The sequence below is a fragment of the Arenibacter aquaticus genome, from assembly GCF_003957295.1.
GTDB classification, from domain to species: domain Bacteria; phylum Bacteroidota; class Bacteroidia; order Flavobacteriales; family Flavobacteriaceae; genus Arenibacter; species Arenibacter aquaticus.
Map to the genome: position 1 here is coordinate 123,193 of NZ_RQPJ01000001.1, position 17,139 is coordinate 140,331.

Consider the following 17,139-nt stretch of genomic DNA (forward strand, 5'->3'; position numbering starts at 1 on the left):
TTCTATTTTTGGTTTAACAAACCGTCAAAATGATAGGTTTCACCAACCTCAGTTTCAAATTGAATAGTTTTATCGTTGTATTTTAATACACATGGCATGCCACTTTTTGAAAGTACCGAAACGCTTTTTAATTGGCCTTCTTCCCAAGAAAAGGACAATTCAAAGCCACCCCTGGCCACAATACCGGAAACATCTCCTTCTGGCAGGGCGTCCGGTAAGGCCGGCAAAAGTTCAATTTTATCTAAATGGCTTTGTAAGATCATTTCCATAATACCGGAAGCGCCTCCAAAATTTCCATCAATTTGAAATGGCGGGTGTGCATCAAACAGGTTGGGGTAAGAGCCCCCTCCTACCTTACCATCTGGCCTTTCGGCCGGACTCAGAAGTTTATGCAATAACTTGTATGCATGGTCGCCATCCCTAAATCTAGACCAAAAATTTATTTTCCAGGCCAAACTCCAGCCTGTGCCATTATCACCTCGGTATTCCAAAGATTGCTTTGCCGCCTTCATTAAATCTGGCGTGACTTCCCAATTAATTTCATTCCCGGGGTGAACCGCCCACAAGTGTGAAACATGGCGGTGGTGATTTTCCGGATCATCCTTATCTTCCAACCACTCCTGTAATTGTCCATGTTTCCCTATTTGGTTTGGGGCAATTATAGCAATCATTGGTTTTAAGGAGGAAGCAAATTCCTGATCTGTATTTAAAATTCCTGAAGCTGCAATAGTACTTTTGAACAATGCCCTGATTAGCTGATGGTCCATGGTTGGACCTGCAACCAAACCACCTATTTCCGGTGAGTTTGAGGGTGAACTAATTAAATAACCCGTATTGGGATCTTCGTACAAAAACTGACTATAAAACAAGGCTGCACTGCGTATTAACGGGTACTTCTCTTGCAAAAAGTCTTTATCTAGGCTGTACAGATAATGCTCCCAAATGTGGGTACTTAACCAAGCAGCCCCACCCAACCAAATACCGTGGTGCGATGCATTTACCGGTGCTGCGCCACGCCAGATATCAATATTATGGTGTGCAATCCAACCCTCGGCATTATAGTGTGCTTTGGCCACTTTGGCCCCCGTAACAGAAAGGTCCTCAATTAAATCGAACAAGGGTTCATGGCATTCGCTTAAATTGTACATTTCTACCGGCCAGTAGTTCATTTCCAAATTAATGTTAGTGGTGTAACTACTGAACCATGGCGGTGTTAATTTATCATTCCAAATACCTTGAAGTGTTGCCGGCATTGTTCCTGGGCGACTGCTGGAAATGGTTAAATAACGCGCATATTCTACGTACAAGGCCAACAGTTGTGGGTCATTTGGATCGCTGCTAAAATCGGAAATACGTTGATCGGTCGGATTTTTGGATTTTCCATTATCCCCAAAACTAATTTGGAAACGGTTGTACAAGGATTGGTAATCCGAAATATGCTTTTCTTTTACCGCTTCATAACCAGTGTTTGAAACCGTTGCCAAGGTTTTGGGCACTATTTTTTCAGGTTCACCGGAAACGTCTTCAAAATCAACGTAATTCGTAGCCGCCGTTAAATAGATGCTGGCATTGGATGCTTGGGTAATATGAAGTTTACCATCAACATGGGAAATAGTTCCGTTGGTTTTGATTTTTAAGGTTGAAACACCTCTTAAAGCACCGCCTTTTACCTTGACCACCAAGGTTTGCGAATCATTTGAAGAAGTAACCGCTTTATCTTCATGGATTGCATCTAACCACAAATCAAAATTAAGGGCTTTGGCCTTACTGGAAGTTAAGTTAACCGCAATAATCTGATCTGGAAAACTGGACAATACTTCTCGTTTGTATTCCACACCATCAACGGTATAGGATACCGTACCAATGGCATTGTTCAAATCAAGTTCGCGCTTGTAATCAGAGTAGTTATCATGGTTTTTAAAATCGATATACATATCGCCAAAGGGCTGATAATGCACCTGTTTTATAGGCTCGCTCATAAACTCTTGCTGTGCCAATTTTTGGGCCTGCATTTGTTTACCTTCTGTTAGCAATTGCCGTATTTTATCTAAATACCCCCCAGCATCTTTATTGGAGTAATCATGGGGTTGCCCACGCCAAAGGGTTTCCTCATTAAATTGAATATGTTCTTGGGACACCCCTCCGTATATCATGGCTCCAAGACTTCCATTTCCAACGGGCAAAGCTTCTGTCCACTTTTTAGCAGGTTCGTTGTACTGAAGTTTAATCACCTCTTTTTGTTCTATTGCTTCGCCCGGGTTTCCACAACAGTAAAGCATTAGACAAAGTAAGATTATAGACGCATGTTGTATCCTCATTTTATAATATTTTATACCTACATATCTTCTGAAGATGAATAAACATCTTCAGACCAATCTTCTAATTTTTTTAGCATGGATTTAACCAGTTTTGGATGCTCGCTCCCTACATTATTGCTTTCACCTATGTCTGTATTTAGATTAAACAACAATGGTTCTACATCCTTTTTAGGCAGAATAAGTTTCCAATTTCCTTGTCGTATAGCTTTTCTTCCCGCATATCCCCAAAACAAATCTCTTTCCGGCATAGGTTTAGATTGAAAAAGATTATCCTTTACGCTGATGCCATCCAAATCTTCTGGGATTTCTGCTCCAACAACATCCATAATCGTTGGAAATAAATCCATAGTTAGAATAGTCTCATTATTAATTTGATTTGGTCCAATGGTTCCTGGGTACCGGGCCATAGCGGCCACACGGTGTCCCCCTTCCCACAAGGTGGATTTATATCCTCTTAAAGGTCCATTGCTCCCCACTCTACTAGATGCTCCGTTATCCGAACAGAAGAACACCAAAGTGTTCTTATCAATATTTAGTTCTTTTAGGGTTTTCATCACTTCTCCAATGCCTTCATCCATCACCTCAACCATTTCCTTATAAAGGATGTTAAGCTCTTCTTTGGACTTTTTTTTCATGGGATTGGATCTATTTCCCCCATCTACATAACGTTCTACTGGAGATTTACGTCCTTGAAATGGGCCGTGAGGCGCTTCATGTGGAATGTATAGTAAGAAAGGTTCGTCTTTATGGCGTTTTATAAAATCTACCGAGTGTTGTGTAATTAAGTCTGTAGAATATCCTTTTTCGTTTTTAATCTTATCGCCTACCCACCAATCTTCATAACCTTCTTGATCTATATGGGAATGGTAATCCACATTACCGGAAACGTAACCAATGTACTCATCAAAACCTTGATTGATGGGGTTAAATTCAGTTTTGTAACCAACGTGCCATTTACCAAACATCCCGGTGACATACCCAGCTTGTTTAATAGCCTCAGCAAATGTTATTTCGCCAGTAGCCAAACCTTTATCGCGATGGTGCTTGGCCGTTACTACACCATCTATACCAACGCGTTGTTGATATTTACCCGTTAAAAGGGCTGCTCTTGTAGGGCTACAAACAGGTCCATTGGCATGAAAATCAGTAAATCTAATTCCCTCTGCAGCCATTTTATCCAAGTTAGGAGTATTGATCATCGTGCTGCCATAGGAAGTTAAATCACCATACCCCATATCATCGGCCATGATAATGATGATATTTGGCTTTCCTGTTTGGGCGGAACAACTTAATGATATTACTGCCAAAAGGAAAGTGCTAAGAAGTCTATTAAAATTTATTATCATAATTTTTAATTAAATCAATCGTTCCAGTGCTTTTGAATAATTTCAAGTACTTCTGGATTATCGGCATCGGTATCGCCAAGCATTTTACGCTGTTTAAGAATTTCATCCTTCATTTCAGAAATAATATCCTGATACTCCGAATCGGCATATGCATTATGGAGTTCATTGGGATCCTTTTCCAAGTCGAAAAATTCCCAGTATTTATCGGGTTGCTCCTCTTCACTGTATTCATTCACCTTAAGTCCGTTTCCATAATAGAAGGCAAGCTTGTAGCGCTCTCCCCTAATCCCAAAATGGCCTGGACGATCTTTGCTGTGGTCCCAGTACCTATAGTAACCATGCTTGCGCCAATCTGCGGGAGTATTTCCCTTTAGGTTCTCACGAAAACTATGGCCTTGCATGGTTTCAGGATAATCTATGCCCGCATAATCGGCAAAGAGGGCCGAAAAATCGGCATTTTCAATGATATCGGCATTTCTGGTACCTGCGGGAATCTCTTTTGGATACCGTATTACGAAGGGCATGTGAATAGATTCCTCATAAATTAAACGCTTGTCGAACCAACCGTGTTCTCCCAGAAAATACCCTTGGTCTGCCGTATAAATAACAATGGTGTTTTCCGCTAAACCAGATTCGTCCAAATAATCCAACAGTCTGCCAATATTATCATCAACGGCAGCTCCACAGCGCATAAAATCCTTAACAAACTTCTGATAGGTTTTCATTCGGGCCTCATCTTCGCTTAAGCCATCTACCGAGAAAGGCAATTCTGGATAGGCCATATAGTCTTTACGTAGTTCCGGATTGGCAGTAGCCTTTAGATAACGTTTTTGCAGATTGTCTATAGATTGACCTTTGAAAACACGCCCGGTAGTTTCAGCTCCTCGGTCGTAGAAGGAATCGGGCACAGGAATTTCCTCATCGCGATATAGATGACTAAAGCGTTCCGGGTAGTCATAGGGTTCATGGGTGGCCTTAAAATGGCACATGGCCATAAAGGGTTTGGATTTGTCCCTGTTTTCAATCCATTCCATGGTTTTATCGGCAATGATATCGGTACTGAAACCTTGCACCACCTTGCCACCACCGTAGTAGTCTTCCCAATTGTCCGCGGTTTTCAATCTTGGGTTCCAATAATCCCCCTGCCCAGGTAGTACGGCATAATAATCAAATCCTGCGGGTTCTTGTTTTAAATGCCATTTACCAATTACGGAAGTGGCATAGCCTCCCTTTTGCAGCTCTTTGGCAATATTGTTGTGGTTTGGGGACAAGCCTGCTCCCAAGGTGGTAACCCCATTAACGTGACTGTATTGCCCGGTAAGGATGGTTGCCCTACTGGGAGTACAAATGGAATTGGAAACCAAGCAATTCTCTAAAACACATCCCTCGGCCGCCAACCGTTTTATATTGGGATTGTGCACATAATCCTTTAAGACCCCCCCATAAATCCCCCAAGCCTGTGCCGTATGGTCATCAGACATAATAAAGAGAATGTTGGGTCTTTCGTTTTTACCCTCCGTTTTTACCGTGGTTTTGTCCTTACAGCCGGTATTGGCCATAAGCAGCACTGCTGTGAGCAGTACAAAAGAGCTTTTAATTTTCATCTTGATATATTTTAGAACTCAATATTCTTAAAATTTGCCTTTAAAACCAAGGGATAACTTCTTCCATTTACTACCGGAATAGTAATCCTTAAATTATCGTTGGCTTGCTTAAAAATTATTTTTCTACCATCATATAACTGCGTTAGGCTTTTAAGCTTTCCCGGGTTAACATCACTCGATTTCCCTAAAGAAGGAATAACCAATTCGCCTTTTGAAGGATTCATGACCACAATGTAAAAATCATCGCCTTTAGTGGTGTAGCGCACCTCATCATTGGCAAAAAGCGGTGTTGCCGTTGTACGTTGATTAAAATGTTCTCCCTTCTTTTGAGCAGCAACAGCATTTCTAAGTTCTCCCTCAACGGTTTCTACATGCTCGCCCCGAACACTTTTTCCATCTCCAAAAACCTTCCATGGTCGGGTCCCATAAATAGCTTCACCATTAATTTTCAACCAATCGCCTACAATTATTACGCTCTTTTTAATTTCGTAGGGAATGGTCCCATCAGGGTTTAATTCCATGCTTAAAAGTAAGTTTCCATTTTTACTAACGGCCTCTATTAGCATTTCCAAAATTGTACGTGCATTATGGGTTAAATGACGATCTGTTTTATAAAACCAATCGGTAAACGTTATTTCAGATTGCCATGGGTATTCCCTTAAAGTATTGCTCCCCCCGGATTCTACCTCATTGACCGTACCTTTTGCCTTTCTTTTTAAAAGCATTACGGCATCAATACTTCCGTTTTCTTTCAGGCTATTGTTGTAAAGTTTGCGGGTCACTTCCTTACCATAATCCCCATAAGTAAAGTTAAAACCATCGTTATACAACAAATCTGGTTTATACTTTGTCACCAGTTCCAGATGACGTTTTAGCCAGCTTTTCTTTATGTCCTCAATAATTTCTGGTGTGCGATCTTCCGGTGCGGGACCATATAAATCTTTAGGATCCAATCCTTCCCACCATTTGCCCTTACCGTCTGCCTTGGTTAAACGTCCGTCATAAGGCACACCGGCTTTTTCCCCTTCATTATCCGAGCCAAAAGCGGGTTTCCACCAGTTTAAAAAACGATCGTCATGGCTGGTAACCCCAAATTTTAAATCGGCTTTACGTGTTGCCGCTTCAAACTCGCCAATGATGTCTTTTTTAGGACCAACATTTACTGAATTCCAAGGATGATGTGAAGATTCGAATAAATCAAAATGATCATGATGGTTCGCCAAAGCCACTATATATTTGGCCCCGTTTTCCTTTGAAAAATTAATAAGTGCTTCAGCATCAAAATTTTCGGCCTTCCATTGATTAATGACGTCTTTAAAACCGAATTCTGATGGGTGTCCGTAGGTTTGCAAATGATATGGATTGGCCATTTTCCCAAACTTCTGTCGCCCTACATCCTTCATATACATATGACGGGCATACCAGCCACCACCTTGTTCCGGCACACTTTGTGGTCCCCAATGGAACCATATTCCGAACTTGGCATCCCTAAACCATTCTGGACAACTGTATTGTTCTGCCAATTGGTCCCAGCTTAATTCCTTGCTATTGTCCTGAGCATACCCTGTAGTGCATACACAGCAAAGTGTTACCAATAGTATTAAAGGTGCAACTAATTTATTGATATACAATTTCATCATTTTCCTACTCCTTTTTATTTACATCCACCTCCCCGTACAAGCCAAACATATCCTTATTTAGATTAGCCGGATCTCCAGTTTCTTTGATGAGGGATCTTAGGGACGTTTTTAGGTCATTATAAATCCCGTTGTTCTCTTCCGTGTCAATTAAATTGTTAAGTTCCCAAGGGTCATTTTTAAGGTTAAACAGTTGCTCCGTTAGTCTTCCGTCCTTGCTGCTAACAATTAATTTATAGTCGCCTTTGCGTACTGCCCTATGTGCACCGCGTTCTTTTGGCTTGTTATCTCCGGGCCATGCATTATATGCAAAATGCATTACCTCCCTAACTTTTTCTTGTTCTCCCATGAGTACTGGGGTCAGGTCCTTGGTCTGTACCGAGGAGGGTATTTCCAGATCTGTAAGCCCACATAAGGTGGGGAAGACATCGTGTAAGTATGCAAAAGCATCTTTCTTTTTGTTCTTGGGAATCCCCGGTCCGCCAAAGATCAATGGTACTTTTATACTATGTTCATATACACTTTGCTTGCCCAATAGGCCGTGTTGCCCAACTGCAAGGCCATTATCCCCAGAAAAAACGATTATGGTATTCTCTGCCTCACCTGATTTTTCCAAGGCTTCCAATATCCGTACAATTTGTGCATCCGTAGCCGAGATCATGGCATAATAGTCGGAGATGTGTTGTCTTATTTCTTTTTCCGTTCTTGGAAAGGCCGCCAATTTCTCATCCCTGATCTTCATATCCGCTATTGGGAAGGGATGGCCATCCATAAAATTTTCCGGCAAGGTTATATTTTCTTGCGGGTATAGTTCATGGAACTCTTGTGGAGCCGTTCTGGGGTCATGTGGAGCGGTAAAGGACACATACATTAGAAATGGTTGGTCTGCCTGATACTTTTCTATATAATCTATGGCTGCGTCAGCAAACAATTCACTAGAAAATTTTTCTTTGTCAGCATAGGGCTTGGACCATCCGGTATTTGTACTAAAATCCTTTACTTTGGTACCAAAATGTTTGGTCATGCCGCCCATATATACAGCCTTCCCTACCTCAAATCCGCGTTCTACCCAATCTTTGCCATTGTGCTGTTTGCCTGTGGCGAAAGTGGTATATCCATTAGCCCTAAAATATTCTGGAAAGGTTAGTTTATTGGACTTCCCTCTAAGGCTATCTGGAACAGAAAATTGTGCATATACATTGGGTTCTAGATTAAAATAGTGGCGCCCGGTCATTAGCATGGCCCTACTGGGCGAACACACTGCCCCATGGGGTGCCCCTAAAATATAAGCATTGGTAAAGGTGGTCCCCGCTGCCATTAAACCATCCATTCCCGGGGTAAGCACCTCATCCATACCCAAGGCCCCAAGGGTACTATACCTTTGGTCATCTGTAAAAAGAAATAATATATTGGGCCTGTCTTTCTTACTATGGGAAGCATTTTTACATCCAATAGCCAATATAGCCATTACCACAAGAAAGTATTTTGCTATAACTAGAATCCTAATTTGTTTGCCTTCGGTTCTTTTTAACATCTTTCATAGATTTTTAAAATCCAACTCCTTAGATAGTAAGACTTTTACCCATTTCTATCTACCGCCAGTGTTTTCATCAATAAATACCTTATAAATATTCTTAATTAAAAGATTAAAAAAAAGGGAGGAACCACCTCCCTTTTCAATCTAACTAAACTAACCTAGAGGAACATCCCCTATTTTTTTTAGGCTTCTTAGTGGTAACCGTAGAAATTACCAGCCTGGATTTTGTTCTATGTTTGGATTTGCGTCCAGAATATTCTGATGAATAGGCAATAGGTAGAATTTATCATTCCAGGCCCTACTATAGGAATCACCATCTGCCTTATATTTGGGTCCTACCAAATCTCCAGGTAATATGGTGCTTTCTGGAATACCGTACACCTGTCCTATTACTTGGTCTCCCAATTTGTAACGCCAAATATCGAACCAACGCTGTGGCCCCTCTCCGGCAAATTCATATCTTCTTTCCAATAAAATAGCATCTATCATTTGATTTCCAGTTGTACCTCTGGAAACATTAGGCAAACCTATATCCGCATATTTAGGCATTCCTACCCTTTCGCGTACCTTATCCAAATAAGTTAAAGCACCAGCATTATCCCCTATACCGGCCAATGCCTCTGCATACATTAGCAGTACTTCTGAATAACGGATGATTTTGTAATCAGCATCACCTTGGTCCATGGCATCCAAGGTATAGTCTATATACTTTTTAAAGCTATACCCTGTTGGATTGGAGGTACCAGTAATATTATCAGTGTTTGGCGAAATATTCGGGTGTGGCTGATAGACATAAATATCTGAATCACTACTCTTCGCCGGCAATTCATCTCCTGGAAGTACTGCACTCACGGCCAATCTTGGATCTCTGTTCTCCCATGGACTGGCAGGATTATAGGAAACATCATCCTTAGGAAACAGGCCGTTAATGGTTTGTACCTCTTCTATAAAATCTGCTGTATAACCTGCTCTACTTTGGTTATTGCCGTATGATGCAGCCGACCCCCTCCAAGAACCTTTCTGAGCCAGGTTTCTGGCCAATTCATGGGTTCTTGTTCCAGGTACATAAATATTTGCCAAAATGGTTTCTGTTGAAACCAAGTCACTAGCTGAAGTAAACTGCTCCGAAAAACCTTCAATACCCGGTGCCAAGGAATACACCCCACTATCAATAATCTCCTTACATGCATCTGCAGCCCCTGTATATAAAGAAGTTGGATCCGAATGCCATCCCAAAGCGTTTAAATAAGCCCTTGCCTTTAGTGCCAATGCGGCCCCCTTAGTAATACGGCCGGCATTTTGAGCAGAGTAGGTCTCCGGTAGTATATTTGCAATTTCATCCAATTCCTGGATCACAAAATTAAACACTTCCAACCTGGGTGTTCTACTAAGGTATACATCTGCATCAATTACTTCTGTTACCAGAGGAACATCCCCATAGGCCAATACCATGCCTTCATACAAAAAGGCTCTAAAGAAACGGGCTTCTGCCCCAAATCGTTCCCTATTATCTTCATTGACAAATGAAGCATTAGGTAGAGCCTCCAAGAAATAATTTATATCAGCAAGGGCATCATACCTATAAAATGCATCCAAAACATTATTTGTTGTTGTCCAATTATAATCAGAACCTTGTCTAGCTGCACCGTTGTTGATACCTCTATGAATAGCATCATCTGTCCAGAAATAAGGTACTATACCCAGTGTATTATTACCATTATTATCAATATTAGGAATTGGTAAATAGGTGTACAATTGGTTTAAAGCATAACTTAAATCGGTCTCTGAAACAAAAACTGTTGTAGAGGTCAGCTGGTCCAAATCTTCCACTTCTAAAAAATCACTGCATGAAAAAAAGGTCATACAGGATAGTATTGCTGTTATTATTTTGGTGTTTTTCATTTTTTATATTTTTTGTAGTTACATATTACCTTCGGTGAGGATTGTGCTAAATGCCATTATTTAAAATCTAACATTTAGCCCTAACGAGGTAGTCATAGGCAATGGGTAATCCAATAGCCCCACACCTAGTTCAGGATCCCAACCATAATCATATGCTGGGCTGTTGGTCCAAATGGTGCCTACGTTCTCTAGAGAAAGAACAAGGTTTAACTTGTCTACAAACGATATCCTATCAAGTAGTTTTTTACCAAAATCATACGATAAAGTAACATTCTGCAACTTTATGTACTCATTATCTTGAATAAAATGGGTTACTCCGGAGGTATAACCTTGTATACCTGTACCTTGAGGTGTTGGGAAAAGTGCATTGGGGTTATCTGGACTCCAGTAGTCCAACTGAAAACTATAGGCATTTCCGGATCCCAAAAATGGTTCGTGGGCATCTGCTCCCGACCACCATTGGTTATTATCCAAGGCACCATAAAATCTAGCCGAAAGGGTCAAACCTTTGTACTGCAGCCCTAGATTTAATCCGAAGTTTAAATTTACTGCGCTATTTTTATCAATAATCACACGGTCATCGGCAGTAATGGCCCCATCTCCAGTGTCCATTACTCCATCGCCATCTGTATCAATTGTTGGTTGGTCTATATATTTAAAACCTCCAACATAAGCACCACCAACATTGCTTTGATCAATTACGGTAGTACCATCGGCCCCTACATAACCGTCTATTTCATCTTGGCTATCAAAAAAGCCATCTGTTACGTACCCCAATCTATCACTTATGCTTTGACCTACCGCAAAGTCAATGGTTTCATTACCTGCCACATCCGTGATTTCATTATCATAATCAGAAATATTTGCCGACACCCAATAATTTACATCTCCTATTTTGTTTTTGTGGGTAGCACTAAATTCCCATCCCCAACTTCTTGCAGAATATAGGTTGGCAGGTACACTACCAAATCCAAATTCGGTTGGAGTCACAACGAAATCCAATATATCTTCCCTATTACTATTAAAATATTCTGCAGAGAACTGCAACTTTCCTTTCCATATGGAAGCATCAAGCCCTAAGTTTAGAGTTGTTGCCGTTTCCCATTTTAGATCTTGACTTGAAGTAGATCCCAATACCAAGCTGGGTGCTATTTCTCCCCCTATTGGATAGCCGGAAACATTTAAATTGACTAACTGTATTGAGCTTGCCCCTACCCCAGAGTCATCACCAGAAACACCGTATGAAGCTCTTAGTTTAAATTGATCTACAAATTCCACATTACTAAAGAATGGCTCTTTGGCCACGTTCCATCCAACACTTACCGCAGGAAAGAATCCGTATCTATTGTTGTCCAAAAAGAAAGAACTACCATCTACCCTGAAAGAGGCCTCCATTAGATAGCGGCTTTTATAATCATATGTTACACGACCAAAGTAAGATAAAGTTGTTTCGTTACCCCCTCTTGAAGAAGTTGTTCCCAAACCACCGCCTATAGTTGGATCCGCTATTTCACCCAAGGACAAATCAATAACATTGTCTAAAAGAAATCCGGTCCTACCGGCCCTAAACATCTCATACTCTCCCGTCTCACTCTGAAAACCCAATAAGACTCCTAAAGAATGAACATCACTGTCCAGATTATAATTTAAAGTAGACAAAGTTCTAAAGTTGTAGTTACCCTCAGAGGTAAGGGTTAATGATCTAGCTTCAGGACTGCCATATACATAAGTTCTGTTGGCCGAATCCGGGTTAGTATATGAATCAGGGTCTGTAAAATCAAACGTTACATAATCGTACACATTGGTCCAATTCCTTGTATTTTGATTTTCCTTTATAATTGAAACACGCTCTTCGAACACCAAATTCTTGAACGGCTTAATTTTTGCATATAGCTGTAGATTTATCGCATCTTTATCAACCTCATTAAAACTACCTGAAGCTGCTTGAGCCACGGGGTTCACCTCGCCCGGATTACCTTTATCTACCCATAAACCGTCTACCGAAGTAACTGGATAGAATGGTAAGCCCCTAACATTAGCACTACCGGCAATTGGCACCGAAGTAGTTTTTCTATTACTGATAAGGGCATTGATCCCCGTTGTTAACCAATCCGTAACATCGGTATCAACCTTAATCCTAAGGTTAAGTCTCTTAAACTCATCAGATCCCAAGGAGAGCCCCTCTTGATCAAGGTAGCCTGCTCCAATTAAATAACCTGTTTTTTCCGAACCTCCCACAATTGACAAGTTATGTGACTGCTGAACGGCCAAATCCTTATATAGGGCATCGGCCCAATTGGTATCTGGATAAAAATTTTCACGTGCCAATTGAAGCACGTCTTCCCCAAATATTTCATTGCCTTCACCTGCTGCAACATTAGAGAATTCCATCAATTCCATAGAATTTAGTAGACCTGGTAATCTAGAGGGGGTCTGAATGGAATTACTCATATTATATGCAACCGAGACCTTTTCATTTCTGGAAGTATTTTTGGTAGTAACCAATAACACCCCATTGGCACCTCTAGCCCCATAGACAGCAACAGCTGCTGCATCCTTCAACACACTCACACTTTCAATGGACTGTGGGTTAATATCCGTAAGCGACCCTTCAAAGCCATCAATAATAACCAAAAGGCTAGCATTGTTAAGTGTACTTGTACCTCGTATGGACAAATTTGGTGTAGCACCTGGACTACCGCTCCCAAACGACCCCTTCAGACCAGGGACAGCGCCGAGCAATGCACCTTGAACCGACGTAACCGGTCGCTCCTCAATATTTAACTGTTCATTGGTCACCTGTGCAACGGCACTGATTACCTTACTGGATTTTTGGGTGCCAAACCCTACAACTACCACTTCATCCAAACCAGCAGCGCTTTCTTCCAATGTTATATTTAATTGGGATTGACCCGCTAGGGAAACCTCCTTGGTAGAAAAACCCAAATAGGAAACCACCAAAACAGCATTCTGGTCTTTTACTGCAAGGTCAAAATTACCGTCAAAATCTGTTTGCGTCCCATTACTTGTCCCTTTTTCCACAATACTGGCACCTGGCAAGGGCATTCCCTCGGTATCTATTATGGTTCCCGAAACCTGAAACTGGACAACCTTGGGGGTTACCACCGACTGTGTAGTGGGTTGAATGGCTTTAGACGCCTTAAGCACAACCTGTCTGTCTATAATTTTATAATCGACCTTACTATTGAAAAACAACGATTTTAAAACTTTTCCTAAAGGCTGTTGCTTAACTTGAATATCAACTTCCCTATTTAAATTTAGCTCTCCCTTACTGTAAAAGAACTTAAATTCCGAAATGGACTCTATTTCGTTGATCACCTCCAAAACCGAAGCTTTGCTCATATTCAAGGTAATTTTCGTCTTTTGGGCATAGCCCAATCCCGCCTGTAATTGGAGAATTGTTGTAAATAAAAATAAGAGGGATAGTTTCATCTTTAAATTGAGTTGTGGAAATAAATACTTCCAACCTTCAGGAGTGTTCCTTGGTTTTTTCATAATTTTGAATTGATTTTAGTTATTTAGCGACTTTGATCATTTTAGAAATCGGGAGGTGCTGCAACACTTTCCGATTTTTTTTATTCCTTAAATATTATATCATAGGCAAGTTTCTTCTGATTTTAATAATTAATATTTGGTTGATATATTTTAACACCCACTTTTAATTAGCTTCCGTAATTGTTATCTTATCCCCTTCCACCACATAATTAAAAGGCGTGTGCTCCTGACAGATCTTTAAAATTTGGTCCAAGGATTCTTTTCCGAAAGTACCTGTAAACTTTTTATGGTTCAAGTCAGCAAAGCGGTTATCGATTTCCACATTAAAATGTCGCTCCAATTCTTTGACCATTATATAGAATGGATCATCAACGAACAACAACTTGCCATCCTTCCAGGAAACATACTTTTCCACATTCACCTCGGCCACCTCTATTACATCATTCTCATAAACAGCGCGCTGACCGGGCTCTATAAACATATGAACATCGGTCTTGTCACCTTTAGCCATAAAAACATCTACACTACCTTCAACCAATACCGTTGAGGTATTGTTTTCGTTCTTATAACTAGAGACATTAAACTCCGTTCCGTGCACCCGGGTATTCATATCTTGGGTCATAACCGTAAAGGGACGGGATTTATCCTTTTGAACAGAAAAATAAGCCTCCCCATCCAAATACACATCCCTGGGAGTATCCTTTAAAAAATTAACCGGATAACGCAGTTTGGAACCCGAATTTAAAAACACATAGGTCCCATCAGAAAGTTTAATTTCAAACTTTTTACCATAGGGAACAGAGAGTTCGTTGTATTCCAATACCTCAGAATTAGTATTCTTTTCCTCATAATGTAATACGTTCTGCTCTTGCTTTACCACTACATTACCATCAGAATTGGCTACCACCTTGGAAGAAGTTTCGTCCAAAACTTTAACGGTACCATCCTCTAACTGCAGGGTTATTTGTGGGGTATCGCCAATTGGGTTAGTTCCTGACACATTGTACGCCCCTAATAAATAAAGACCAATACCACTGAACAACAGCCCTAGGAATACGGCCGCTACACCATAATACCAACGCTTTGCCGTCCTTCTCTTTATTTTAATTTCCTTGACCACATCTGCCCTCTTCTCTATGATATTTCTCCACATGGCATCAAAATCTTCCCGAGACAGTTTATCCTCCTCAAAATCCATCAACATCACCAATCTTTTGGCCTTGTCCAAGTCTTCTTTTCTTTCAGGGTAATCTGCCAACCAATTTTCCCAAAATAAATTGGTCATGGCATCTGGATCCTTTACCCATTTTAGGAAATATTCATCCTTTATTAAATCTTCTATGTCGTAGTTGATGTATTTCATTCTCTTCTAAAAAAACAAAGCAGAATAGGCTACTTTACTATATAGAGAGAGTGAATATTGATTTTACTTAAAAAAAACTTAATTTTTTTTCACGAATCCGTATAAAATTAAGACCCGCATCTCCAAAACAGCATATATTACTCTGTTTTACAATGTTTTACAAGATATTAAGAAGTATAAAAAAACGCTTCAGCTAGCTGTTAAAAATAAGAAAGAGAATTAGAAAGATTAAAAAAACCCCTCCCAGCTGTTGTCTTAGAAGTTTTATGGTATGGGCCATTAAATTGTAAACACCTTTTTTATCCATATCCATTATTTCGGAGATCTCATCATACCCAAGATTCCCGTAATATTTAAGATGAATAATTTCCCGCTGTTTGCTATTGAGCTTTTTCAAGGTCTTCATCAACACTTTTCTATCTTCGTCAAAGCGTTGTTTTTCTATCAGGTTGATCTCTGCCGAAGGAGTAGCCTCCTTGACCATTTCGGCCTTCATTACGGAAACAAACCGATGTCTTTGCTTGGAAGCCCTCGCAATTAATTTACGTCTAAGGCTTTTAAAAAGATAGGCCTTAATAGATCTAACAGAACTCAGCTTGTTCTTTGAGTCCCATAGTTCTATAAATAAATCCTGAATACAATCCTTGACCAACTCACTGTCCTTGACCAATTTCATACCATAGCCGTAGAGAACATCTGCATGGCCACTGTAAATAGACGCGAATGCTGCTTCGTCACCTGCCTTAAACCGTTCCCATAGCTGCAAATCCGAAACTTCAAGTGCTACCTCCCTTGGTGGGTACAGGTTCACTTTTTTAGTTTCCGTATGAGTTTTCTGGCTATGTAAAGAATTGGAATCCAAGGGGTAATTTTCTGATTCGACATTTGTCGATTGGGTTAAAATTACAATAAAAATTTACAATAAAATAACCTAAAACTAAGGTTTCAAAAACTAGAAATAACATAACCCTCTAACTACCAGTGTATACAATCCATTACATTAATTGATACAGTGCGTATATTTTAACATTCAAAATTAAACTCCAACACCAACTTCCTTCTTCCGAATAAGAAATATTTATAAATTTCCCCTCCTAGTTTTGTTTACTATCTATATTCATCCTAATTCTAATTAGATGTCTTTTTTCATCTGAAAACTCACTTCTTCCATGCAACATTGTTTTATTATTTATAAAGATTAAATCTTTAGGTTCTAAATAAAACTCTTGTATATATCTATTGTTAAGAATTACTTCTTTCAAAACTCTATAAGCTTCAATTTGTGCAGTAGAACATTTGGCTTCTTTGTGCTCTAAAGCTTTTTCAAAGGTATCTACTCTAAAACGAATTTCATTTTCACTTAATATTGGACCATAGTTGAATTCAACCTTATTTTCTTTATGTTTTTTAAACGCATTGGGAACTATAAATGGATAATCTGTCGAAGAAAGTATTTCTAATATTTCCTTATTATTCTCTAATTCTGCAAGTGATTTTAATATATTTTTTAAACTTAAAAGAGACGAAACCCCACCTCCACATTGCGCTTTTTTCAAGGTCAACAAACCAAAATAATCTTCGGGATAAAAACTATATTGACTATCCGTATGCAGTTCTGCTTCATGACTGTGTTCTGAATATGTCTTTACAAAACTCTTAGAGTTAAAATTTGATTTAATATCCCAAATAATTTTATTATTGCCATCATGAGAAATTGGCGTTCCCACTAATTCAGATAATTCAAGAAATTTTTGACCAGCATCTTCAACATTTTCTGGGTCCACATTAAAATTCTGAATAACTATGTACCCTACAGAATCAAGCTCTTTTTTTATTAGGACTGCTAAATCAATATAATTTAAATTTGAATCTCTATAATCTAAATAATTGATATTTTGTTTTAAAGTTTTGGCCAT

At 39.8% G+C, this 17,139-nt stretch carries 10 protein-coding genes; all 10 read right to left on the reverse strand.

The window, feature by feature from the left end; all coding sequences use genetic code 11:
* Positions 1 to 2: 2 nt before the first annotated feature.
* The 10 genes from EHW67_RS00500 to EHW67_RS00545 all read right to left on the reverse strand — a co-directional run bounded on the left by EHW67_RS00500 (position 3) and on the right by EHW67_RS00545 (position 17,139).
* Positions 3 to 2,318, reverse strand: coding sequence for a glycoside hydrolase family 95 protein (locus EHW67_RS00500; protein WP_202911885.1), 2,316 nt, complete (start codon positions 2,316 to 2,318; stop codon positions 3 to 5).
* A 17-nt stretch (positions 2,319 to 2,335) separates the two neighbouring features.
* Positions 2,336 to 3,664: a sulfatase gene (locus EHW67_RS00505; RefSeq protein ID WP_126160386.1), complete on the reverse strand. Its 1,329-nt coding sequence runs from the start codon at positions 3,662 to 3,664 to the stop codon at positions 2,336 to 2,338.
* A gap of 14 nt (positions 3,665 to 3,678) precedes the next feature.
* A complete protein-coding gene (locus EHW67_RS00510; protein WP_126160387.1) occupies positions 3,679 to 5,268 on the reverse strand; it encodes a sulfatase family protein in 1,590 nt (529 codons plus the stop codon).
* An 11-nt stretch (positions 5,269 to 5,279) separates the two neighbouring features.
* Positions 5,280 to 6,908 carry an alpha-L-fucosidase gene (locus EHW67_RS00515; protein WP_126160388.1) on the reverse strand — a complete coding sequence of 543 codons (1,629 nt, stop codon included), beginning with the start codon at positions 6,906 to 6,908 and terminating at the stop codon, positions 5,280 to 5,282.
* Between the two features lie 4 nt (positions 6,909 to 6,912).
* Entirely contained in the window at positions 6,913 to 8,439 is a 1,527-nt protein-coding gene (locus tag EHW67_RS00520; RefSeq protein WP_126160389.1) for a sulfatase-like hydrolase/transferase, read from the reverse strand.
* A gap of 213 nt (positions 8,440 to 8,652) precedes the next feature.
* Positions 8,653 to 10,344, reverse strand: coding sequence for a RagB/SusD family nutrient uptake outer membrane protein (locus EHW67_RS00525; RefSeq protein ID WP_126160390.1), 1,692 nt, complete (start codon positions 10,342 to 10,344; stop codon positions 8,653 to 8,655).
* Positions 10,345 to 10,404: 60 nt separating this feature from the next.
* Complete coding sequence (locus EHW67_RS00530) at positions 10,405 to 13,860, reverse strand: TonB-dependent receptor (protein WP_126160391.1); 3,456 nt, start codon at positions 13,858 to 13,860, stop codon at positions 10,405 to 10,407.
* A 163-nt stretch (positions 13,861 to 14,023) separates the two neighbouring features.
* Entirely contained in the window at positions 14,024 to 15,223 is a 1,200-nt protein-coding gene (locus tag EHW67_RS00535) for a FecR family protein (RefSeq protein ID WP_126160392.1), read from the reverse strand.
* Between the two features lie 193 nt (positions 15,224 to 15,416).
* Positions 15,417 to 16,034 carry an RNA polymerase sigma factor gene (locus EHW67_RS00540; RefSeq protein ID WP_158285046.1) on the reverse strand — a complete coding sequence of 206 codons (618 nt, stop codon included), beginning with the start codon at positions 16,032 to 16,034 and terminating at the stop codon, positions 15,417 to 15,419.
* A gap of 283 nt (positions 16,035 to 16,317) precedes the next feature.
* Positions 16,318 to 17,139: a TauD/TfdA family dioxygenase gene (locus EHW67_RS00545; protein ID WP_126160394.1), complete on the reverse strand. Its 822-nt coding sequence runs from the start codon at positions 17,137 to 17,139 to the stop codon at positions 16,318 to 16,320.

Bases quoted from the DNA above. Each gene is read 5' to 3' on its own strand.
- EHW67_RS00500 (WP_202911885.1), bottom strand. From the start codon at position 2,318: ATGAGGATACAACATGCGTCTATAATCTTACTTTGTCTAATGCTTTAC.
- EHW67_RS00505 (WP_126160386.1), bottom strand. From the start codon at position 3,664: ATGATAATAAATTTTAATAGACTTCTTAGCACTTTCCTTTTGGCAGTA.
- EHW67_RS00510 (WP_126160387.1), bottom strand. From the start codon at position 5,268: ATGAAAATTAAAAGCTCTTTTGTACTGCTCACAGCAGTGCTGCTTATG.
- EHW67_RS00515 (WP_126160388.1), bottom strand. From the start codon at position 6,908: ATGATGAAATTGTATATCAATAAATTAGTTGCACCTTTAATACTATTG.
- EHW67_RS00520 (WP_126160389.1), bottom strand. From the start codon at position 8,439: ATGTTAAAAAGAACCGAAGGCAAACAAATTAGGATTCTAGTTATAGCA.
- EHW67_RS00525 (WP_126160390.1), bottom strand. From the start codon at position 10,344: ATGAAAAACACCAAAATAATAACAGCAATACTATCCTGTATGACCTTT.
- EHW67_RS00530 (WP_126160391.1), bottom strand. From the start codon at position 13,860: ATGAAAAAACCAAGGAACACTCCTGAAGGTTGGAAGTATTTATTTCCA.
- EHW67_RS00535 (WP_126160392.1), bottom strand. From the start codon at position 15,223: ATGAAATACATCAACTACGACATAGAAGATTTAATAAAGGATGAATAT.
- EHW67_RS00545 (WP_126160394.1), bottom strand. From the start codon at position 17,139: ATGGCCAAAACTTTAAAACAAAATATCAATTATTTAGATTATAGAGAT.